General features: G+C 59.7%; 17 protein-coding genes. 4 read left to right on the top strand and 13 right to left on the bottom strand.

Annotation, left to right across the window (positions count from 1 at the left end; translation table 11 throughout):
* Nucleotides 1–161: 161 nt before the first annotated feature.
* Nucleotides 162–1124 carry a carbamate kinase gene (gene arcC, locus DW024_RS05905; protein ID WP_006235166.1) on the bottom strand — a complete coding sequence of 321 codons (963 nt, stop codon included), beginning with the start codon at nucleotides 1122–1124 and terminating at the stop codon, nucleotides 162–164.
* Nucleotides 1125–1559: 435 nt separating this feature from the next.
* Between arcC and DW024_RS10080 the strand changes: the two genes are divergently transcribed.
* Together DW024_RS10080 and DW024_RS05900 are read left to right on the top strand one after the other, a co-directional pair.
* Nucleotides 1560–1709: a hypothetical protein gene (locus tag DW024_RS10080; RefSeq protein WP_158549138.1), complete on the top strand. Its 150-nt coding sequence runs from the start codon at nucleotides 1560–1562 to the stop codon at nucleotides 1707–1709.
* Nucleotides 1710–1816: 107 nt separating this feature from the next.
* Nucleotides 1817–3178, top strand: coding sequence for an ATP-binding protein (locus DW024_RS05900; RefSeq protein WP_117778773.1), 1362 nt, complete (start codon nucleotides 1817–1819; stop codon nucleotides 3176–3178).
* A gap of 435 nt (nucleotides 3179–3613) precedes the next feature.
* Here DW024_RS05900 and nifJ read toward each other — a convergent pair whose 3' ends face one another.
* The 6 genes from nifJ to DW024_RS05870 form a co-directional block, all read right to left on the bottom strand.
* Nucleotides 3614–7153 carry a pyruvate:ferredoxin (flavodoxin) oxidoreductase gene (nifJ, locus tag DW024_RS05895; protein ID WP_118377209.1) on the bottom strand — a complete coding sequence of 1180 codons (3540 nt, stop codon included), beginning with the start codon at nucleotides 7151–7153 and terminating at the stop codon, nucleotides 3614–3616.
* 402 nt (nucleotides 7154–7555) lie between these two features.
* Nucleotides 7556–8494, bottom strand: a complete 939-nt coding sequence (locus DW024_RS05890; RefSeq protein ID WP_118377208.1) for an FHA domain-containing protein — start codon at nucleotides 8492–8494, stop codon at nucleotides 7556–7558.
* Between the two features lie 3 nt (nucleotides 8495–8497).
* Nucleotides 8498–10342 carry a hypothetical protein gene (locus DW024_RS05885; protein ID WP_118377207.1) on the bottom strand — a complete coding sequence of 615 codons (1845 nt, stop codon included), beginning with the start codon at nucleotides 10340–10342 and terminating at the stop codon, nucleotides 8498–8500.
* Nucleotides 10339–11244, bottom strand: coding sequence for a hypothetical protein (locus tag DW024_RS05880; RefSeq protein ID WP_117564927.1), 906 nt, complete (start codon nucleotides 11242–11244; stop codon nucleotides 10339–10341). Before DW024_RS05880 ends, DW024_RS05885 begins: the two co-directional genes overlap by 4 nt.
* Nucleotides 11245–11489: 245 nt before the next feature.
* Nucleotides 11490–12086, bottom strand: a complete 597-nt coding sequence (recR, locus tag DW024_RS05875; RefSeq protein ID WP_089573257.1) for a recombination mediator RecR — start codon at nucleotides 12084–12086, stop codon at nucleotides 11490–11492.
* A 13-nt stretch (nucleotides 12087–12099) separates the two neighbouring features.
* On the bottom strand, nucleotides 12100–12420 hold the full coding sequence (locus DW024_RS05870) for a YbaB/EbfC family nucleoid-associated protein (RefSeq protein WP_006235174.1): 321 nt from the start codon (nucleotides 12418–12420) through the stop codon (nucleotides 12100–12102).
* 349 nt (nucleotides 12421–12769) lie between these two features.
* Between DW024_RS05870 and DW024_RS05865 the strand changes: the two genes are divergently transcribed.
* The gene (locus tag DW024_RS05865) at nucleotides 12770–13243 is read left to right on the top strand and encodes a hypothetical protein (RefSeq protein ID WP_117648547.1); all 474 of its coding nucleotides are present in this window, start codon (nucleotides 12770–12772) and stop codon (nucleotides 13241–13243) included.
* Between the two features lie 21 nt (nucleotides 13244–13264).
* Here the strand turns inward: DW024_RS05865 and dnaX are convergent, their stop codons facing one another.
* On the bottom strand, nucleotides 13265–15745 hold the full coding sequence (gene dnaX / locus DW024_RS05860) for a DNA polymerase III subunit gamma/tau (RefSeq protein ID WP_158551940.1): 2481 nt from the start codon (nucleotides 15743–15745) through the stop codon (nucleotides 13265–13267).
* Nucleotides 15746–15861: 116 nt separating this feature from the next.
* On the opposite strand from dnaX, the gene DW024_RS05855 reads away from it, so the two are divergent.
* Nucleotides 15862–16578: a hypothetical protein gene (locus DW024_RS05855; RefSeq protein WP_089573261.1), complete on the top strand. Its 717-nt coding sequence runs from the start codon at nucleotides 15862–15864 to the stop codon at nucleotides 16576–16578.
* A 105-nt stretch (nucleotides 16579–16683) separates the two neighbouring features.
* Here DW024_RS05855 and DW024_RS05850 read toward each other — a convergent pair whose 3' ends face one another.
* The 5 genes from DW024_RS05850 to DW024_RS09995 are packed head-to-tail and all read right to left on the bottom strand — an operon-like array spanning nucleotide 16684 to nucleotide 20274.
* A complete protein-coding gene (locus tag DW024_RS05850) occupies nucleotides 16684–17343 on the bottom strand; it encodes a DUF5028 domain-containing protein (protein WP_117584193.1) in 660 nt (219 codons plus the stop codon).
* 5 nt (nucleotides 17344–17348) lie between these two features.
* Complete coding sequence (locus DW024_RS05845; protein WP_089573263.1) at nucleotides 17349–17993, bottom strand: ATP-binding cassette domain-containing protein; 645 nt, start codon at nucleotides 17991–17993, stop codon at nucleotides 17349–17351.
* Nucleotides 17990–18787: a hypothetical protein gene (locus tag DW024_RS05840; RefSeq protein WP_147326479.1), complete on the bottom strand. Its 798-nt coding sequence runs from the start codon at nucleotides 18785–18787 to the stop codon at nucleotides 17990–17992. The genes DW024_RS05845 and DW024_RS05840 overlap by 4 nt, the downstream gene beginning before the upstream one ends.
* A 38-nt stretch (nucleotides 18788–18825) precedes the next feature.
* Complete coding sequence (locus tag DW024_RS05835; RefSeq protein ID WP_089573265.1) at nucleotides 18826–19707, bottom strand: hypothetical protein; 882 nt, start codon at nucleotides 19705–19707, stop codon at nucleotides 18826–18828.
* A gap of 54 nt (nucleotides 19708–19761) precedes the next feature.
* Nucleotides 19762–20274 (bottom strand): hypothetical protein, encoded by a 513-nt coding sequence (locus tag DW024_RS09995; RefSeq protein WP_124785772.1) that lies wholly within the window; start codon nucleotides 20272–20274, stop codon nucleotides 19762–19764.
* Nucleotides 20275–20311: the final 37 nt, after the last annotated feature.

Here is a 20311-nt window from a genome sequence, read left to right as displayed (position 1 = left end):
TCATTGGGGACGCTCTTGTTTGACTAGTAATTTAAGAACGTCCCCAATGACTAGGTGAACAGCAAAAGCCCCGCAGCCGGAGCGGACTGCGGGGCTCGTGAAGAGAGGCTAGTTTGTGGGCGTCTTGCCTGGCGCCCACGGGAGAGGCAACGGAGTAGGGACTACTCGTGGATGCGGGTACCGGAGAGGCCGGCCATGGTCTCGGCGGCCTTGTCCAGGGCGCCGATGATGCAGGTGCGGCCCTTGCGGGAGCGGGCGAACTTGATGGCGGCGCGGACCTTGGGCTCCATGGAGCCCTTGCCGAACTGACCCTCGTCGGCCAGGCGCTCGGCCTCGTCGGCGGTGAGGTCCTCGAGCTCCTCCTGGTTGGGCTTGCCAAAGTTGATGGCGACATGCTCGACGGCGGTCAGCAGGAACAGGACGTCGGCGTCGCAGTCCTCGGCCAGCAGCTCGCCGCCCAGGTCCTTGTCGATGACGGCGGGAACGCCCTTGTAGCAGCCCTTGTTCTCGTAGTCGCGGACGACGGGGATGCCGCCGCCACCGCAGGCGATGACGATGAACTCGTTGTCGAGCAGGTTGAGGATGGAGTCAGCCTCGACGATCTTCTTGGGATCGGGGGAGGCGACGACGCGACGCCAGCCGCGGCCGGAATCCTCGACGAAGACCTTGGAGGGATCCTCGGCCATGAACTCCTTGGCCTGCTCCTCGGTGTAGAAGGGGCCGATCGGCTTAGTCGGGTTCTTGAACGCGGGATCGTCGGGATCGCACTCGATCTGGGTGACGACGGTGGCGGCGTGCCAACGCTTATAGCGCTTGTGCATCTCGCGGCCAATGCCCTGCTGCAGGTGATAACCAATGTAGCCCTGGGACATGGCGCCGCACTCGGGCAGCGGCATCTCGGGGGTACCGATGGCATCGTGGGCAGCGGCGAAGGCGTTCTGGATCATGCCGACCTGCGGGCCGTTGCCGTGGGTGATGATGATCTCGTTGCCCTGCTCGATAAGACCAAGGAGAGCGTGGGCGGTGTTGCTCACGGCCTCGATCTGCTCGACGGGGTTGTTGCCGAGGGCGTTGCCGCCGAGGGCGACGACAATACGATCGGGCTTGCCAAGAGGCTTAGACATTGCTGGAATCCTTTCTGTAAAAGGCCTACAACCCATTAATAACCCGCGTCCGTGCGATACGCGAGTTTATTAAGGTTTATATTCTCTTTATCGCTCATTTTATTCATTTTGAAAATAGCGGAACGGTGAACGGTCGTTTTTATCCGCTCAGCGTACAGAACCCCAGCTCAGACATATCTACGCCATTTACGTGCAACTTTATTTAAATGCAGCGAGGATTATGTCGGATTATGCAAACTACATCTCTGCTAAACACAAAACGGACAGCGCAATATCTTACTCGCACTATACGAGATTCTATGCACTTATAAGTTGAGTATGCACCCCTGCAAAAACAAGGGGCTTTTCATCCAACATAAGGGATAGCCGATCGCGCTTCACCCCGCGGCAAGCGACTGCGAGTTCGCAGTATGGAACTTTACCGTCGGCTTCTGCATGAACGCTACCGACGCCCTTTCGCTCCTGCGCGCCCAAGCAGCCGAGAACGCTAACGGCGCCACTGTCAACCTGGCCACCCTCAACAACGGCGCCGCCAGCCTTTTCGCAAAGTACCGTGCTGGCTCGCTGGCTTTGAGGCCTAAGTGAGCTTTGCTATTTGCCAATTTTTGTATGATTTGGGTCAAATCTATTTGTCAATTTTTGTATGATTAGGGGCAAATCTATTTGCCAATTTTTGTCAATGAGGTGTTTTAATGCTACGCCGCAAAGTCACTGATAGGCTTTTGAGCTGGAAGAATAACTCCCATAAGGCCCTGCTTGTTACCGGTGCGCGTCAGATTGGCAAGAGCTATGCGATTCACGCGTTTGGAAAGAGCAACTACGCTTCGTATTATGAGGTCAATCTGCTACTTGATGCCGAGGCAAGAGACGTACTTGTTGGCGCTAAGAACTCCATTGACTTCATCAACCGTGTGGCCCTTCTTGCGGATGCACCGCTTGTTGAGGGAGATACGCTTATCTTTGTCGATGAGATTCAGGAGTATCCGCAGATCGTTACACTTATGAAGGCGCTGGTCGAGGACGGACGCTTTAGCTATGTCTTCTCGGGGTCTATGCTTGGGACTGAGTTTAAGGGGATCTCTTCTTTCCCGGTGGGGTATGTCGAGCACATTGTTATGCGGCCAATGGATTTTGAAGAGTTTTGTTGGGCAAACAGCATCAGCGAGAATGTGCTTGCAGACATCCGCAGCTGCCTTGTCGAGAGGCGTCCCGTCGAAAATTTTATTCATGAGGCGATGCTCAAAAACTTTAGAGCTTATATCGTTTGCGGCGGCATGCCGGAGGTCGTTCAGAACTATATCGATTCGGGCTATTCGCTCGTGAGAACGCGTGAGCTTCAAATTCAGCTAGTCGATCAGTACAAAAGCGATATCTCTAAATATGCATCGACTCGAGCGTTTAACGTTCGCTCCATTTTCGAGCAAATTCCCGTTCAGCTTGAGGCGGAGTCCCATCGCTTTATCGTCTCGTCTCTAGGCGAGGGAGCTCGTCTTCAAAAATACGAGCAGGATTTCCTATGGCTGGTGAACGCAGGCGTTGGATTGATGGTCCCCCAGGTGACGGAGGCACGAAGTCCTCTCAAGAGGACGGAGAAAACGACGGCCTTTAAACTATACGAGTCCGATACAGGTATGCTCGCATCGCGGTACCCCGGCAGCACGGCACGCGCCGTCTACCTTGACATGAAAACCCCCAACCTCGGCGGCCTCTATGAGAACGTGGTCGCACAGGAACTCGTTGCCCTCGGAGCAGATACGTGGTACTACCAAACGCGTGAGGTCGGTGAAGTCGACTTTGTAATCGAAGGTGCCCGCGGGCATGTTGTCCCAATCGAAGTCAAATCGGGCAAGAAAGTTCGAGCACATGCAGCCCTCGACCGTTTGATGAGTGTGGGCGAGTACAAAATTCCCGAGGCCGTTGTGCTGAGCCACGAAAACCTTTGCAAAGAGGGCAAGATCCTTTACGTTCCAATCTATATGACATTCTGTCTCGATGAGTTTATGGAAAAGGACGACCCCAACAACGATTTCTCGTTTGCACCCATATCTCTCTAGGTCATCTGAGTCCGCAAGCCAGCCCCCACGCCCAAAGTACTGCGCCTTTCGCGCCAAAGGCGCGAAACAGCAAGGGGATAGAAGGCAGCGACAACCAACTCCCCCACTATGCCCAAAGTGCTGCGATGTTTCGCGCAAAGCGCGAAACAGCACTGGGGCAGCAGAAGGCCACAATCAGCTAGCCCTCCATGCCCAAAGTGGCGCGTGGTTTCGCGGCCACGCCGCGAAACAGCGACCGGGACAAGGCACCCCCACAACCACGTCCTTCATTCAGCCCCACAATCCGAGGACGTAGTCGTAGCAGGATCTGAGGGCTAACCTTCGCGGACATTCCGCAGGACGAAAGAGCCCCCGCCGCACGTAGTGCGCAGCGGGGGTTCTTTCATGTCCGAGGACGTCCGCGAAGGTCAGCCCTCAGATCCTGCGGTGGGAGACTTAGGCCTCGTTGTACACCGTCTTGAGCTTCAGCAGGTGAGCGTAGCGGTCCATGGCGGCCTGCTCGTTCTCCTTGAAGAGCTCCTCGGCGCGCTCGGGGAAGGAACGCGTCAGCGAAGCGTAACGGGCCTCGTTCATCAGGAACTCCTGGTAACCGCCCGCGGGCTCCTTGGAATCGAGCGAAAACTTCTTGCCGGCAGCAGCCTCGGGGTTGAAGCGGAAGAGGTTCCAGTAACCGCACTCGACAGCCTTCTTCATCTCGGCCTGGCAGTTCTGCATGCCGCCCTTCTTGATGGAGTGCATCTCGCAGGGGCTGTAGCCGATGATGAGGGACGGGCCGTCGTAGGCCTCGGCCTCGTGAATGGCCTTGAGGGTCTGAGCCGGGTTGGCGCCCATGGCAACCTGTGCCACGTAGACGTAGCCGTAGCTCATGGCGATCTCGGCCAGAGACTTCTTCTTGGTCACCTTACCGGCAGCGGCGAACTGAGCGACCTGGCCCAGGTTCGAGGCCTTGGAGGCCTGACCGCCGGTGTTGGAGTAGACCTCGGTGTCGAAGACGAAGACGTTGACGTTGTGGCCGGAAGCCAGGACGTGGTCCAGGCCACCGAAGCCGATGTCGTAGGCCCAGCCGTCGCCGCCGAAGATCCAGAAGGACTTCTTGGTGAGGTAAGCCTTGTCGGCGAGGATTGCCTTGGAAGCGTCGCAGCCGCACTTCTCGAGCTCGGCAACGTAGGCAGCGGCAGCGGTCTTGGAGGCCTCGGCGTCGTTGACGGAGTCGATCCAAGCCTGACCGGCGGCCTTGAGCTCATCGGACGGACCATCGGCAGCGATGATGTCCTGGGTAGCGGCGATCAGCTTGTGCTGAACGGCCTCATAGCCAACGGCCATGCCCAGACCGTGCTCGGCATTGTCCTCGAACAGGGAGTTGTTCCACGCCGGGCCGTGACCGTCCTTGTCCTTGCAGTAAGGAGCGGTGGCAGCGGGGTTACCCCAAATGGAGGAGCAGCCGGTGGCGTTGGAAATGAACATGCGGTCGCCGGCGACCTGGGTCACCAGACGTGCATAGGCGGTCTCGGCACAGCCGGCGCAGGAACCCGAGAACTCCAGGTAGGGCTGCTTAAACTGGCTGCCCTTGACGTTGGCCGCGATGAGCTCCTTCTTCTCGGAGACGTTCTCGACCATGTAGTCCCAAACGGGCTGCTGGTCCATCTCCTGCTCGGTGGGAACCATCTCGAGGGCGCCCTTGGGGCAGACCTTGACGCAGTTGGTGCAACCCATGCAGTCGAGCGGGGACACAGCCATGGTGAACTTCATGCCCTTGGCCTTGGGGCCCATGGCGTCGAGCGTGCGGGTAGCCTCGGGCGCGGCGGCAGCCTCGTCCTCGGTCATCGCGAACGGACGGATGGTGGCATGCGGGCACACATAGGCGCACTGGTTGCACTGGATGCACTTGGTCTCGTCCCAGTGAGGAACGACCACGGCGACGCCGCGCTTCTCGTATGCGGAGGCGCCCAGCTCAAACTGGCCGTCGGCGCAATCGACGAAGGCGGAAACAGGCAGGCTGTCACCGTCCATGCGATCGATGGGCTCGAGCAGGTTCTTGACCTGCTGGGCGATAGCGGACTTGGTCTCCTCGGAGAGCTCGACGGGGGCGGCATCCTCGGCAGTAGCCCAGTCGGCCGGAACCTCGAACTTACGGAAGGCGGTAGCGCCGGCATCGATGGCCTTGTGGTTGGCGTCGACGATAGCCTGGCCCTTCTTCATGTAGGACTTGGTAGCCGCGTCCTTCATGTACTGCAGGGCATCCTCGGCGGGCAGGACCTTGGCTAACGCGAAGAAGGCGGACTGGAGCACCGTGTTGGTGCGCTTGCCCATGCCGACCTTGGCCGCCAGGTCGATAGCGTCGATCAGGTAGACGTTGACGTTGTTGTTCGCGATGTAGCGCTTGGCCACGGCGGGCATGTGCTCGGCGAACTCCTCGTCGCTCCACTGGCAGTTGACCAGGAAGGTGCCGCCCGGCTTGACGTCGCGGACCATCTTGAAGCCCTTAACGATGTAGCTGGGGTTATGGCAGGCGACAAAGTCGGCCTTGGTCACGTAGTACGGCGAACGGATCGGGGAATCACCAAAGCGCAGGTGCGAGACGGTGACGCCGCCGGTCTTCTTGGAGTCGTACTGGAAGTAGGCCTGGACGTACTTGTCGGTGTGGTCGCCGATGATCTTGATCGAGTTCTTGTTGGCGCCGACGGTACCGTCGCCACCCAGACCCCAGAACTTGCACTCGATGGTGCCGGGGGCTGCGGTATTGGGCGCATCCTCGGCCTCGGGCAGGCTCAGGTTGGTCACGTCATCGACAATGCCAATGGTGAACTCGCGCTTGGGCTCGTCCCTCTTGAGCTCCTCGAAGACAGCGAACGCGGACGCGGGAGGCGTGTCCTTGCTGCCCAGGCCATAACGGCCGCCGACGACCTTGATGCCCGTCTTGCCGGCCTCGTAGAGAGCGGAGACGACGTCCTGGTAGAGCGGCTCGCCGATGGAACCCGGCTCCTTGGTACGGTCCATGACGGCGATCTTCTGGACGGTCTCGGGGAGAACGTCGACGAAGTGCTTGATAGAGAACGGACGGAACAGACGAACCTTGACCAGGCCGACCTTCTCGCCGTGAGCGTTGAGGTAGTCGATGACTTCCTCGAGCACGTCGCAGAAGGAGCCCATGCACACGACGACGCGATCGGCATCGGGAGCGCCGTAGTAGTTGAACAGGCCGTAATCGGTGCCGAGCTTCTCGTTGATCTTCTTCATGTAGCCCTCGACGACGGCGGGAAGCTCGTCGTAGACCTTGTTGCAGGCCTCACGGTTCTGGAAGAAGATATCGCCGTTCTCGTGGCTGCCGCGGGTGTGCGGGTGCTCAGGGTTGAGCGCATGGTCGCGGAAAGCCTGGACGGCGTCCATGTCGCACATCTCGGCCAGATCCTTGTAGTCCCACATGGCGACCTTCTGGATCTCGTGGCTGGTGCGGAAGCCGTCGAAGAAGTTAAGGAACGGGGTCTTTCCCTCGATGGCGGCAAGGTGAGCCACCGGCGAAAGGTCCATGACCTCCTGGACGTTGCCCTCGGCGAGCATGGCGAAGCCGGTCTGACGACAGGCCATGACGTCGGAGTGATCGCCAAAAATGTTCAGGGCGTGGGAGGCGACGCAACGCGCGGAGACGTGGAAGACGCCCGGGAGCTGCTCGCCCGCGATCTTGTACATGTTCGGGATCATCAGGAGCAGACCCTGAGAAGCCGTGTAGGTGGTGGTCAGAGCACCGGCGCCCAGCGAACCGTGAACGGTACCGGCCGCACCTGCCTCGGACTCCATCTCGACGACCTTGACCGGGGTGCCGAAGATGTTCTTGCGACCCTGGGCCGCCCACTGGTCGACATGGTCGGCCATCGGGCTGGACGGCGTAATGGGATAGATTCCCGCTACCTCGGTGTACGCATACGAAACATATGCGGCCGCCTCGTTGCCGTCCATAGACTTAAACTTACGCGCCATATACCCCTCTCCTCTCATATAGGTATACAGGCCCCGGCGATCGCCGGGATGTTGGCGTGATGGGATTTACGCTGTTGCTTCCAATCATCTGGCAGGCAGGCTCAGCAGCAGGTACATGGCGTGGAGAGAAGACATGCCGAGGCGAGGGGCAGTTGATGCGCCCCACAGACCCGACCGCCCGTCTTGCACATGACCGAGCGCCGCAAAGGCCGCATGCCGGATGCTCCCGGGCACGCCCCGGCGATGGGAAGCGCCCGCAACGGAAATCCGCATGCGGGTTTATTGTACCCCGCCGTCAAGTGTAATTTCGGCAAATATAGGCGGGCGGTAAAGGTTTACCTCGGGTGACTGCCGGGAGCAAAATGATCCCTTGGGGACGGAGGGACCATTTGGCGGGACTGGCTAGAGGGCACCGAAGAGGATGGCGTAGGTAGTGGATTCGCCGAGCTTGAGCTCGTCGCCGGGATTGAGTTGGGCGGAACGGCCGGGCTCGACCTGAATGCAGACGCGCGTGGCCCCGTTTACCACCACGGTTCCGTTGGTAGACGACAAGTCCTCGACGTGCCAGATATTTTGAGCATCGCACCAGATATGGGCATGGCGGGCCGAGACATCGTCGCCGACGTCGGTAATATCGCCCTCACCAGTGGCCAGCGCGCCAATCTCAACACCCTGCTCACTCGGCTGAATCCAGCGCGGGGCGCTCACGACAAAACTGTTTTGCACGCGCAGCAAGCCCAAGGGGTGCGCCGGGGCGGGTTCGCGCTCGCCTGCGGTCATCGACATGCCAAGCGAACGCGGCGTGGAGGTGCCTCCGCCACAGGTCGCGTGCGCGTAGTCGATGGCATAGTTCACCGAGGACCGCACATCCGCCGAACAACCGACGGCGACAAACAGCACCAGCACGGCCTCGGCGCGCTCGGCGGGCATGAGTTCCGCCGCCTGGGACAGGCGATCGAGCGCGTTGCGATAGAGATTCGTGTCCTGGTGGCACTCTTCGAGCGCGCGTACCATCAGTTCACCTGCAGGACCGCACACCATATTGATCACAGCCGTGGAGTCCATGGGATTTCGCTGGCGCAGGGCCAGTTGCGACATAATACGCGCAGCCGAGGTACCGTATTCGGCAAAGTAGCGCTGCTGAAGCGTGCCGACCGGCGCGCGAACGATAAAGCGGGAAACCCAAGAGCGATCGGCGGCCCGGCTCTGCGGGCTGCGGCCGTCGGCGAGCGGACGGGACGAAAGCACCAAGCCGCACAGCTCGATATGGCTCAGATGCGCCGCGCGCTTAAAGATGTCAAACATGGCCCCACATGGGGTGAGCTCAACTTGAGATGCCATGACCTAGGCCTCCTTGGTCGTAGAAATAGAATCGGACGATACTTCGACAGGTCCGCCAAAAGTACGGGCAGCTGCGGCTCCACCGGCAAGCGGAGTCGCCATCTGGACTTTTGTGCGTCGCGGTGCCGAAACGGGAAGTTCAAAGGCAAAGCCCATCGCAAGCAAAAACCACGTAAGCGTATAGGTTGCAACCAGAGCGGCAACAAGGCCGCCCATCACGGCGCGTTGGGAAAATACGCTACATGCAGCCACAACCAGCACCGGAACCTCGCAGGCAGAAAGCGCAAGCACACCCTGCAGGAAGCCCGAGCGCCGATCGCGCGCAAGTGCCCCCGCGGCAACGCCGGCTATGCCTGGCAGCGCCAACGCCAGTGCGGCAATAATACCCGGTAGCGACCCAGACCACACGAGCGATCCCAAAGTCGCCGTCACGCGAGCGCCCGACGCCAGCAGCGCGGCCGAAACCACGACCACAGCCCAAACCACGCCACAGACGACCGTCGCGCCGACCATCAGCGCGCGACGAACCGCGCGGCCAGACGCATCCATGGGGCACGGCGTGAGCGGCTCGCCGCGGAGCGAACGACCGACATTTTGCGCATAGTGGTCACAAAACGCCGAGAGCGCCGCCTCGACCGCCGCCGGCTCGGGACGATCTTTTTGATGGCTGGACAGACAGGCCATCACCACGTCGAACAGCTGGGCATCGACAAACGCCAGCGCATCGCGTAGCTCCTCGGAATCCGGCTCAAGCCCCAGCTGCTGGGCCTGCTCGGCCGCAGCGAGCGCCACATCGGGCTCACGACGAAGCAGCTGAGTCAAATCGCAACCGGGCGCATGGGCACCAATGGGATAGTCGGGCAGCGTGTCCATCTTGAGACGGTAGGGGCTGGCGATGTCGCGCGTCTTTTTGCGCGAACCCGAGGTGCCCGAAGTGCTCGGCGCGGCTTCGTATGGCGCGGCGCCGGCAATGAGCTCGTAAACCGTGCTTGCTGCGGCATAGACGTCGATCGCCGGCGACATACGCAAAGCGCGCAGGTCGGGAATATCGTCGGTGAGCATCTCGGGCGGGGCATAGGCAACCGTCGCGCGACGCAGCGTGGCATAGCGCTCCGTAAACGACGCCTTGCCGCCGGTACCGGCCACGGCCGACGCAGGCTCAAGCGCCAGCGACGAGCCAAAGTCGATCAGGCACAGGTCAAAGGTGCCCTCGGCAAGCTGCCGGTCAAGCGGTAGACGCGCCGTACGCACCATAATATTAGCGGGCGAGATATCGCGATGGACAAAGCCCTCGCCCACCAGGCTCATACGGCAGAGCAGATCGAACAGGTCGCGACCCAGACGCGCCGCCACAAGCGGCGATAGGCGGCCGGCATCGTCCACGGCAAAGCGCGAGCGCAAGCGGGCGAGCGTCTCGCCCTCGACCCATTCCATGACAATTGCAGGCACACCGTCGACCTCGCCCCAGCCATAGAGGCGGGGAAAGCCCTTAAGGCCCGAAAGGGCGCGATGGCATTCGTATTCCTCGCGAAACGCCGCTTTGAACTTGGCGACCAGCGCCTCATGGGCGGCGGCATCGTCAAACTCATCGCACGTTGGCAAGATGAGCTGCTTGAGTGCCACGGCCTCGCCTTGGGCGTTGACGGCACGCGTCACGCGGCCGATACCGCCACGGCGCATGGTGGCATCGTCGGCAAACAGTATCGTAAAACGACGCAGATAGGCAGGCAGTTCGTCCTGACCGAGCGCAATGGCCGGCTCAAACCCGTCGACACGCGCCAGGCGCAGGCCGACCATGGGATCGCGACCGAGCGATTGTGGTGTGGTGGATGCAAGATCGGTCATCATAGGGCAAGCGCCGCCACGTTATTGTTGAAGTTACCGAGCGCGACGTCATCATCGCCGTAATGGCCGACCCATTGACATAGGTTGGTGTAACAGCCCCACAGATTGGCATACTGCTGATACCACTTTGACCGGGGCGAGAATGTCTGACGACCGAACTCGGCTCGAATGACAAACATCTCCCCGACCAGGCTGTCGCACGGCCTGGGATCTCCCGTAGAGTTATAGGTCGAGACCACGTCATTGGCACGAGAAACATAGCCGTCGAGCATGTTGTACTTGGTCACAAGCCAGCTGTGAATGCTCTCTTCCTCAGCAGCGGAAAGGCCACCGGAGTTTGCATCGTTGTCAGTGTTGCCGCCCGTCGAGCCGCCGTTTCCAGACCCTCCGGCAGAGGAACCCGACCCAGAGCCACCGCCCGAACTCGACGAATCCGAGCCGGAGCCAGAAGTATCCGAGCTACCGGGCTTTCCGGACTGCTGGGCGTCCTGCTCCTTCTGCTGCTCGACCTTATTCACCGTTGCCGCCACGCTATTGTTGGACAACCGATCGATGATCTTGGTGTTGGTGAGCACGATGGTTTTGCCATTGGCAAGCGTGACTTCGTTGTCCGGGGCCTCGGCGCCGTCCGCGTCGCCGGTGCCAAACACAATATGCGCGACCACACTTGCCCAAGCATATCCAGTCGTGGTCCCCAGGTCACTTTTGACCTCATGCCCCACGCGCGGTTCGCGTGCGGCATGTGCCTGCATCATGGACGGCACGGTCATGCCATAGGCAGAAACGCCAGCTATGACCAGCACCAGCGAGCAAGACAGCAGTGCGTACGCCCGCGGCGCCAAGCCCAGTCGGCGTCGCATGCGCACCGCGGCGCCGCGCTTTGTCTGAGTGCCACCGGGCCGCATGCGTTCTCCTCCAACAAAAACACGCCGCTCGGGAGCGGCGCATTCATTCGAATCCATATTTGAGTGTATCAGCGAACCCAAAAGGTTCCGCAACGAATGGGCAAATTAAGGATGCGAGTGGAAGCATCCATGCGATAAGCGGATACAAAGCATCTTTGTTGCACAACAAACTTACAGTCGCACGGGGAAATTATGGCTACCCCGTGCGTCGCGATGAAGACATACGGCAGGAGCAGGCTCGCCACCTAAATCGTGCGACGGGCCTCGATGGCGCGCCCAAGCGTAAGCTCGTCGGCATACTCCAGGTCGCCGCCCACGGGAAGGCCGCTCGCCAGACGCGACACCTCAACGCCCAGCGGCTTGATAGTGCGGGCCAGGTAGCTCGCCGTGGTCTCGCCCTCGATATTGGGGTTGGTGGCGATGATGACCTCGTGGATGTCCTCGTGGCCCAAGCGTGCCAGCAGCTCACGAATGTGCAACTGCTCGGGACCAATCTTGTCCATGGGACTGATCACGCCGCCCAATACGTGGTAGAGACCGTGGTAGCTGCCCGTGCGCTCAATCGCCTGGACATCGCGCGGCTCGCCCACCACGCAAATGCGAGTGGTATCGCGCATCGAATCCTGGCAGATGGAGCACTCGTCGGCCGTGGCGTAGTTAAAGCAGCGGCTGCAAAAGTGAACCTCCTGCTTAACCTCCAGGATAGCCTCGGCCAGGCGGCGCGCCTCCTCGGCATCGGCCTCGAGCAGGTAATAGGCGATGCGCTGGGCCGACTTGGGACCAATGCCCGGCAGACGGCCCAGCTCATCGAGCAATTTTTGCAGACTATGGTTGGCACTCATATATATGCGTGTCTTAGAACGGCATGCCCGGGATGTTGAGGCCGCCGGTGATGGCGCCCATCTGCTTGTTGGCGAGCTCGTTGACACCGCGGACGGCCTCGTTGACGGCAGCCATGATCATGTCCTGCAGCATATCGACGTCCTCGGGATCGAGGGCATCGGGGTCGATGGTGAGGTTGACGAGCTCCATCTCGCCGTTAACGGTCACCTTGACCATGCCGCCGCCGGCAGAGGCGTCGACGGTCTGGGACTTAAGGTTTTCCTGCGCGGCGGCAAGCTGCTCCTGCATCTTGCGAGCCTGCTTCATCATTTGCTGCATGTTCATACCGGCCATGATGGCTCCTTTACGTGCGGCCGCGCGACAAGCTGCAAGGGCAGCCGGAGCGCGACGGGACTTTCAAACTCAAAAATCGTACCACGGCGCGGGGCAAGCAAGCGGGGCGGACACGCTACCTCAGTCGATATACATGTCCTTGAGCGTGACGCACGCCCAAGATTATGCAAGGTCGAATTATGCAAGGTTGCATAATTATCTCAAGCTACATCTAGCAGAGCTGGAACCAGGCAGTTTATGCGTAGGGCTACAAGGCTACATGGCAAAATGCCGAGCCGCTGCTCGAGGCGGCACGCATGGCGGCTGGGTATAATTTGATTGTCATAGATGACGATTTGGAGGTGCCCTCGTGAATGTCCCAGCCGTACTCCAAAACATCCGCTCAAAACACCCCGTTGCATATGTGGTTCTCTATCTCTTTGTCGTCTGGGTATTACTGGTTATCATCACCCATGCCATAGCTTTTGGAGCAGAACTGCTGATAGCCAGCTCGGACCAGCCCGTCGTCAAATGGGAGACGACCGATGAATGCACCGACGGAACCCGAACCATTTACTACAACAGCCCGTCCCTCTACCAAGAGTTCAAGGTCAAGATAAAGGACTCCAAGATTGTCGATGCCGAACTGGGCTCTTTATTTACAATCGGAGCAACCGTCAACGCCGAGCAAGTCGAGTACACGGACAGCCATGCGACGTATCGTATCGACCTCAGCATCCTAGGCCGACCGTCACGCGCCTGTCTGCTCGAATGCGATATACGCGGCACCACGTTGCACATGTCCGAAATACAGATGCGCCCGGGCAAGGGGTTCTCTTCTTGAGCAGTATACCCGCCTGCGCAGCTACTCCACCGGCTTGAAGATGGTGGACTGGCCGAAGACGCTGCGGATGAGGGCTTTGGCCTCGTCCTCGGTCTGCGGGATGCTCGGGGCTGCACCCTGATGGCCGAAGGGGCCGCCCGCACCGGAGTTGGACTCCCAGGGAGCTGCAGGAGCGTCCTCCTCTTTGGGGGCAGTTGCAGCGGACTTGGGCGCGGACGCCGCACCCGGCACGTCGAACGGAGGCAGATCGTCCCCACCAGCATCGGCAACAAAACCGCCAACCATGGCATCGTCGTAGGGAACCTGCTCGGATTCCCATGGCGCAGACGGCGCGGCGGGCTGAGCCTTGGGAGCGGACGCGCGCTCGGGCGCTCGGGGCGCGGGCTCGGTCGGGAGCTTGCCCGTGGCAGGAGCGCCGGCGGGGTTGTCGGAGCGCAGCCAGGGGGCTTTGCCCAGGTCAGACGACTTGGGCGCGGGCGAGGCAGGCTTGGGCGCGGGTGTCGGAGCAGCCGGTTTGGCCATGACGGGCTTAGGCGCCGACGGGGTCGGCGCCGCTATCGGTGCTGCTTTTGGCTGCGTCGCGCTGGCGCTCGAGGATGCAGGGGCCGCCGAGGACACGGGTTGCGGGTCCGCAGATACCGCAGCCCGTGCAGATGGAGAATGCTCCTCATGTTGAGGAGCCGGCGTGCCACCCCCATCCAGGACATAGTCGACGGTACGACGACCGAAGACCGCACTGACTGTCGGCAGGACCACCGACTGCGTGTCGGCGCGTCCAAGCATCTTGATGGCAAAGGTCGAGCCCGCGGGGAACGAGACCGTGAGCCTGGAGCCGTCGTCAGCCGTGGCGCGGGCATTGAGCAAAAGCCCCGCGTAGGAAGCCTGACGCGCCTTGACACGCTCGACAACCTCGGCCCATTTGCGCTGCAGCTCTCCGGCATCCTCGACCGCGGGCGTCTCGGCAGTACCGGCGGCGGCAACCTGGGCGGCATTGTTGGACTGGGGCTTAGGTGCCGGAGCGGTGGCAGGCGCGGGAGCCGCAACGGGCTGAGGCGTCGGAGTCGGCGCAGGCTGAGGTGCAGGCGCTGCAGGCTTGGAAGCTGACACGGACGCAGAACGGGACGCAGGCTGGGCAGCCGGAACAGCAGCACCACGGTCCCAAGGCATACCGCCCTGGCGCGCGGACGTAGCAGCGGGGGCAGCGGATGCCGCCGGAGCGGCAGCACGAGCGCCCGAAATGAGCGTCGGCTGTTGGGCAGCAGCGGGTACGGATGCTGCAGGCGCGGCGGCCTGAGCAGCAGCCACGCTCGCCGGCACGGCGCCGTTGGCAACCATGGCCTCCAAGCGGGCCACGCGCTCGGCCAATGCCTCAATCGTTAAATCGGCCTCGGGACGTGCCAGGCGCGTGCAGGCGATCTCGAGCACCAGGCGCACGTCGCTCGCGCCCCTCATCTCCAGTGCGGCATCGTCGAGCACCGTCAGCACACGGGCCAGGCGGTCGGCAGGATGCTCGCCAAAGGCAGCGGCCTCGGCAGCAAGCGCCTCGGCCTGCTCGGAGCCGCCCTCAAACAGCTCGGCACGGGCACCGGCAACGCAGGCAACGTACACGTCACGCACATGCGCCACCAGGTCGCGCGTCAGCTCCAGCAGGTCGTTTCCTTCCTCGACCTGCGCACGGATCAGTCCATAGAGCTCGGCAACATCGCGATCGGCAATGGCGCGGGAAAACTCGCCCAGAATCTGGTCCGAAACCTCGCCTAAAAGCGAGCGGGCGTCGTCCGCATGCACAGAACCGTTGCCAAAGACGCTCAGCTGCTCCAGCGTGGACAACGCGTCGCGCATACCGCCCTTGGCATGGCGCGCCACGATAGCCAGCGCCTCATCGTCGTAATCGAAGCCCTCCTGCTCGCACACGTATGCCAGGCGACGCTCGATATCCTCGTTGCCGATGCGATGGAAATCGAAACGCTGGCAGCGCGAGAGGATGGTCTCCAGAATCTTTTGCGGGTCGGTGGTGCACAGCACAAAGATCACGTGTGCCGGCGGCTCCTCGAGCGTCTTGAGCAGCGCGTTGAACGCCGCCGTCGTGAGCATGTGGACCTCGTCGATGATATAGATCTTGTACTTGCCGCGCACCGGGGCAAAGTTGACGGAGTTGATGATTTCCTCGCGCACATTGTCCACGCCCGTGCGGGAGGCGGCATCGAGCTCGTAGACATCGGGGTGGTTACCCTCGGCAATGAGCTCGCACTCCTCGCAAGTACCGTCGGGCATGCAGCCGCTTGCACCCTCGGCGCGCGCCGCCTCGGCATTGCGGCACAGCAGCGCCTTGGCCAGAATGCGCGCCATGGTGGTCTTGCCCGTGCCGCGCGGTCCGCAGAACAGGTAGGCGTGGGACAGGCGCCCCTCGGTGATGGCGTGCTCGAGCGTCGAGACGATATGCTGCTGGCCCACCACGGAGTCAAAGGTGAGCGGGCGATACTTTCGGTACAACGATTCCATGGGTGCTCCCCCGGGTATACTGAGTCTTGTTGCCGCGGCGGCCATGCGGTCGCACGGCATACTGCATTCCATAATAACCCGTACGGCGAGCCCGCCGCGATAGGAGTCCAAAGAGCATGGCAGACGCAGAGAGCAACCTCGTTCCCTCCGAAGCAGCCGACCAGGTCGAGGTCGCGCTCGAGGAGCAGGCCGCAGCCGACGACGGCATCCTGTACCTCAACGAGTACCAATACGAAAACGACCTCGTCACCGACTTCGCCCGCCTGGTCGCCTCGCCCAGGCGTCGCGGCTCGCTGTATGTCGCCGCGGCAATTGCCGCGCTCATCGGCATCGGCATGCTGGTGGCCGGCGGCAACTGGATCAAGTTTGGCGTCGTCTTGATCGTATTCGGCGCCTTTTTGGCCTGGTGGAGCAAAAACCTGCACCACACCCTCGCCCGCGACTTTATCGACGCCGTTGAGGCCGACGAGTCCATGGGTGGCCGCTATCGCCGCGTCGCCGCCAACGAGGACGGCCTGATGGTTTGGGGCACGAGCGGCAAGTCGCAGTTCTTCCCGTTTGAAAAGCTCGACCACGTGCTCGACGGCGAGCGCATCTTTGTGGCCATGTTCGCCGACCAGGGCGTGACGATCCCTAAGGACACCTTTGTCCGCGGCGATGCCGAGCAGTTCGGTCCCTTCCTTAAGGCGCGCATCAACAAAAAACTCCGCATCGAGACCAAACGCAAGAAGATGAAGGCAGAAAAGGCCGCTGCCGAAGCAAAACAGGGCGACAAGCCCCAGGAGACCAAGGGCAAGCAGCGCAAGCAGAAGAAGAGCAAGAAGAAGCGGTAGGCCGGCCGACACCGAAGGCGCCTCGTCCCGCGCCCGATTCCGGGCCGGGGCGCCTGGAATCGGGCGCGCGTACCGCCAATGGACCCGTTTTGCCTTGCTCTCGAGCTATTTCACTTCAAACCTTAAGAGCCTCCGCTCCGGCAGATCGGTCATCTTCATCGTGTAAGTCCCGGGAAATGCTTTCTCAAAACGGACGGTCTCGTAACCTTCGAAATAGTCGTTGGTGTTCTGCATCATAAATGGGACGAGCAACTCGTTTTCTGCCCCAACCTCCACGGCAAACGCAGCAGAGCCGCCAAGGACCGGCATGGCTTGCGTTATCAGATCGGTATTGACTACAAAATCATAGTTTGGCGCAGACTCCGGAACCAGATGCCAAACATACGCTTTGATTCCACCGTCGATATTATCCCTATTTCTGACACGCATCTTTACGGCGATAACGCACGTGATGTCGGCATCCTTCAGTCTCGTTTTCGTATCCACGGTGCCATATTTTGAATAATCGTCATGTGCTCGTTTGAGATACTCGCGCGGCGTGAGCAACTCTGCCCCGTCTATGCAAAACGAATACCCATCAGTCACCACATCCTTCGACCCCAGAAACGCTCCATCCATCGAGAGCCATTCGCCCTCCGCGTAATATTTCTCAGGAATGACCGTCCGGTTCCCGTTAACGACGCTCACCCTCATGCCCGCAAGGCCGGCAGCAGCACAGCAAAAAAGCGCGAGCGCCGATCTTCTCGTCCACAGGGTCTTCTTCATCGCGCTCACGACCTTTCCCGAACTTTCACAACGGCACCGTCGCGCATGCAGTAAACCCGATCGGCCAGTTCCTCGAGCACCTCTCCGTCATGGCTGGACAGAAGGACCTCACGACCCGTTGATGCCGCCATCGCCACAACGCGCTTGAGCATTTCAACGCCCGCTTCGTCGAGGGCATTCGTTGGCTCATCGAGAACAAGCAGCTTCGGCTTCTCCATAATTGCCGCAGCTATCCCCAGACGCTGCTTCATCCCAAGCGAGTATGCTCGGAACTTCTTTTTTTCGTCTGCATCGAGCCCCACGAGCCGCAGGGCAGAGCGAATGTCCTCGGGGGTGGCAACGCCCTTGATCTGAGCGATGAGCTTCAGATTGTCGTAGCCAGACAGATATCCCAAAAAGGAAGGCGCCTCGATCAACATCCCCAGACTCGGCGGGAACGAGATGTCCGCCCCAAGCCTTTGGCCATCGATAGAGATTTCGCCTTCGGTAGGCTTGATCAACCCGCAAACCGCTCGCATGAGCATGGTCTTACCCGAACCGTTTATCCCCTGAAGCCCGACCACAGTCCCAGGGTCAACCTCGATGGACACGTTGCGCAGGACATCGTTTTTACCCATGCGCTTCGATACGCCCCTTACGATCACACTCATATCTTGTCCCCCTTTTCTATAAGGTCGGCCCTTCGAAACCACAGTCCACCCAACGATAGGCATAACGACATAAGCCCAATTGATGACAAGACACTCGAGCCCGCCGCGATTCCCTCTTTGACAATTCCACCCCAGCGCAACAGCATCAAGGCGTTACCCAATAGCGCCCAATGTCGTGCATATGCCGAGCAGATCAGGTAGCTCATTAAAACCACAAACGAGACTGACGACCCAAGCACAAACCCAACCGCTGCCTGCGCAAACGCAAGCGCCTCAAAAGCAAATAAGAGACCTATGAAAAACGGCAGCGCATCTGCCTCGGCAGCTTTGAGAAACCACGGCGCCAAATTAGCCAGTTGAAGCGACTCACCATGAATGACCGCGCTGAACGAGGAGCTCACCACCAAGCTCCAAATCACAACAGAGCAAACCACCACGAGCAGTGAAAATGCCGTTACTGCCGCCACCAAGATAAAACGCGAGACCCACCAAAGGGTTCTTGCCCGGCATCGAACAAGCGCTTGCAAACCAAACCCGTGCAACGATTCGGTCGGATAGTCGAGTGTTGTATAGAGAATAAGCAGAATGAGAAATAGCCATCCTAGCGGAGGCACAAACATGACCCCGGGCCTAGGCTCAAACGGAGCAGATCCGGCAAACACGAGCGCAAGATTATCCGCAAACCCCAAGGTATCCGTTCTAACCCCATACACAGAAGACAATCCGTAGGCGTACACCAAGTTCGCAACGGTCACTGCCGCAATTGCAATAAAAGTGATGATGTTCTTCTTCAAAACGGTCCTCAGGTCCGCGGCGACCAGCCTAAACAGCATCAGACCACCTCGCGTCTTTTCCACGCCCCAGAAAAAGCCAACGAAGCAAGGGTCAATAATATGATTTCCGCAAAACCGGCTCGAATGTCTGGCCAGTTATTCAGCGATTCCGACCTGATGCTGTTGAGGATATTGCAGTTAAACCCCACACAAGCCATTACGCCGAAGATCCAGCCATTTGCAAAATGCCACGCAACCATTAGCAGATACGGGACAATTATCGCTTTGATTCTGCTACGAAACAAAATTGAGAAGCCAGTTACAGCCATGGATAAAGTCCCGAGCGTGACAGCATCGAACAGCGTGTATGCGAGCACATATGACAAAGGATGCGAATAAAATAGACCGGAGAAGTAGCTATGCAGGTAAAGTCCTACGTAAGTCGACTCATCGACCCGAGGAAGATACGCAGGAAAAAGCATCGAGACGATCAGGAAATTGACGAGCAGAGGAATGGCAGTCACTGTAAACGCGGAGAGGAAAGCAGACAGCATCTTTACGTTCACGTACGCCTTTCTGGAAACGCGCGTGCATATCTGCATGTCATAACCACTCAAACGCTCAAAGAGACACGACCAAGATCCAGCCAACATTGCAAGCAGGGGCAGTGCATAGAAAAACACCGACGCAGACAGTGGCGCGTTCGCGCTCACAACAATCCAGTTACCGAAGCTGCTTTCACGTGTTTGACCGAGATAATTTTCGGCTTGCACGCCAACGCCGTAACCAAAAGAAAGAAGGTTGTGGCGCTCTTTTTCCAAATTTGCCCACGGCTCCAGCGCGGCAGCTATTGCAACTGCGACCGCAATCAAGAGAGCAAGGATAAAAGCTGGACGTCTAATCGTTTTCGACAGTTCGTATCTTGCGAGCTTTTGGTTCATACGTCCTCCTCCCCCTTCCGACCCAGAAAGCCGGAAGGGAGCCATTTCAAACAACTATGCGGGAAGCTTGTGGAAATGCCCGACGCAGTCGGGGCTCCATACGCCAATAACAGTGCCGTAGCCAGACTCCGCCCATGCAGTCAGTCGCGCCGCAGATCGCCCGTTCTCACGGACGAGGTTATACATTTCCCACTGTCCCTTGTGATTCGAACGATACGTTCCCTGAGTACAATTCATGCTGCCGCTACCGCTTGTGTTATACGCACCGTCTGTATATAACCGAAGCGGATTTCCCGTATGGCCCTGGATATCCAGATAGAGCGATGAGGAATCATCCTTTTGACGGTAGCCAGTTGCACTCGTCCCGGCACATTGAAAACTAAATGCCTTATCGGCATTGTTCGTACAGGTCGTAATTCCCGTATCGGCGTTTTGAGTAATGCTGGAAACCTGAGAGGTGTCAAACTCCTCTTGTGCAAACGATGCAGCGGGAACCCCTAGGGACAGACCAGCTGCAATCACCAAGCCGACTCCGATTCGAGCAATAGCGCTCCTTGGCTTAATCATGGCCTTCTCCAATCAAAAGCGGTTAACAATGCGTCGA

The sequence above is a fragment of the Collinsella sp. AF37-9 genome (assembly GCF_003475115.1).
Lineage (GTDB): Bacteria > Actinomycetota > Coriobacteriia > Coriobacteriales > Coriobacteriaceae > Collinsella.
This window is presented reverse-complemented; position numbering and strand designations above follow the sequence as displayed.

Coding starts and splice junctions, on each gene's coding strand:
- nifJ (WP_118377209.1), bottom strand. CDS start 7,153: ATGGCGCGTAAGTTTAAGTCTATGGACGGCAACGAGGCGGCCGCATAT.
- DW024_RS10080 (WP_158549138.1), top strand. CDS start 1,560: ATGAACGCTACCGACGCCCTTTCGCTCCTGCGCGCCCAAGCAGCCGAG.
- DW024_RS05885 (WP_118377207.1), bottom strand. CDS start 10,342: ATGATGACCGATCTTGCATCCACCACACCACAATCGCTCGGTCGCGAT.
- DW024_RS05880 (WP_117564927.1), bottom strand. CDS start 11,244: ATGCGGCCCGGTGGCACTCAGACAAAGCGCGGCGCCGCGGTGCGCATG.
- recR (WP_089573257.1), bottom strand. CDS start 12,086: ATGAGTGCCAACCATAGTCTGCAAAAATTGCTCGATGAGCTGGGCCGT.
- DW024_RS05855 (WP_089573261.1), top strand. CDS start 15,862: ATGGCAGACGCAGAGAGCAACCTCGTTCCCTCCGAAGCAGCCGACCAG.
- DW024_RS05870 (WP_006235174.1), bottom strand. CDS start 12,420: ATGGCCGGTATGAACATGCAGCAAATGATGAAGCAGGCTCGCAAGATG.
- DW024_RS05845 (WP_089573263.1), bottom strand. CDS start 17,993: ATGAGTGTGATCGTAAGGGGCGTATCGAAGCGCATGGGTAAAAACGAT.
- DW024_RS05890 (WP_118377208.1), bottom strand. CDS start 8,494: ATGGCATCTCAAGTTGAGCTCACCCCATGTGGGGCCATGTTTGACATC.
- DW024_RS05850 (WP_117584193.1), bottom strand. CDS start 17,343: ATGAAGAAGACCCTGTGGACGAGAAGATCGGCGCTCGCGCTTTTTTGC.
- arcC (WP_006235166.1), bottom strand. CDS start 1,124: ATGTCTAAGCCTCTTGGCAAGCCCGATCGTATTGTCGTCGCCCTCGGC.
- dnaX (WP_158551940.1), bottom strand. CDS start 15,745: ATGGAATCGTTGTACCGAAAGTATCGCCCGCTCACCTTTGACTCCGTG.
- DW024_RS05900 (WP_117778773.1), top strand. CDS start 1,817: ATGCTACGCCGCAAAGTCACTGATAGGCTTTTGAGCTGGAAGAATAAC.
- DW024_RS09995 (WP_124785772.1), bottom strand. CDS start 20,274: ATGATTAAGCCAAGGAGCGCTATTGCTCGAATCGGAGTCGGCTTGGTG.
- DW024_RS05835 (WP_089573265.1), bottom strand. CDS start 19,707: ATGAACCAAAAGCTCGCAAGATACGAACTGTCGAAAACGATTAGACGT.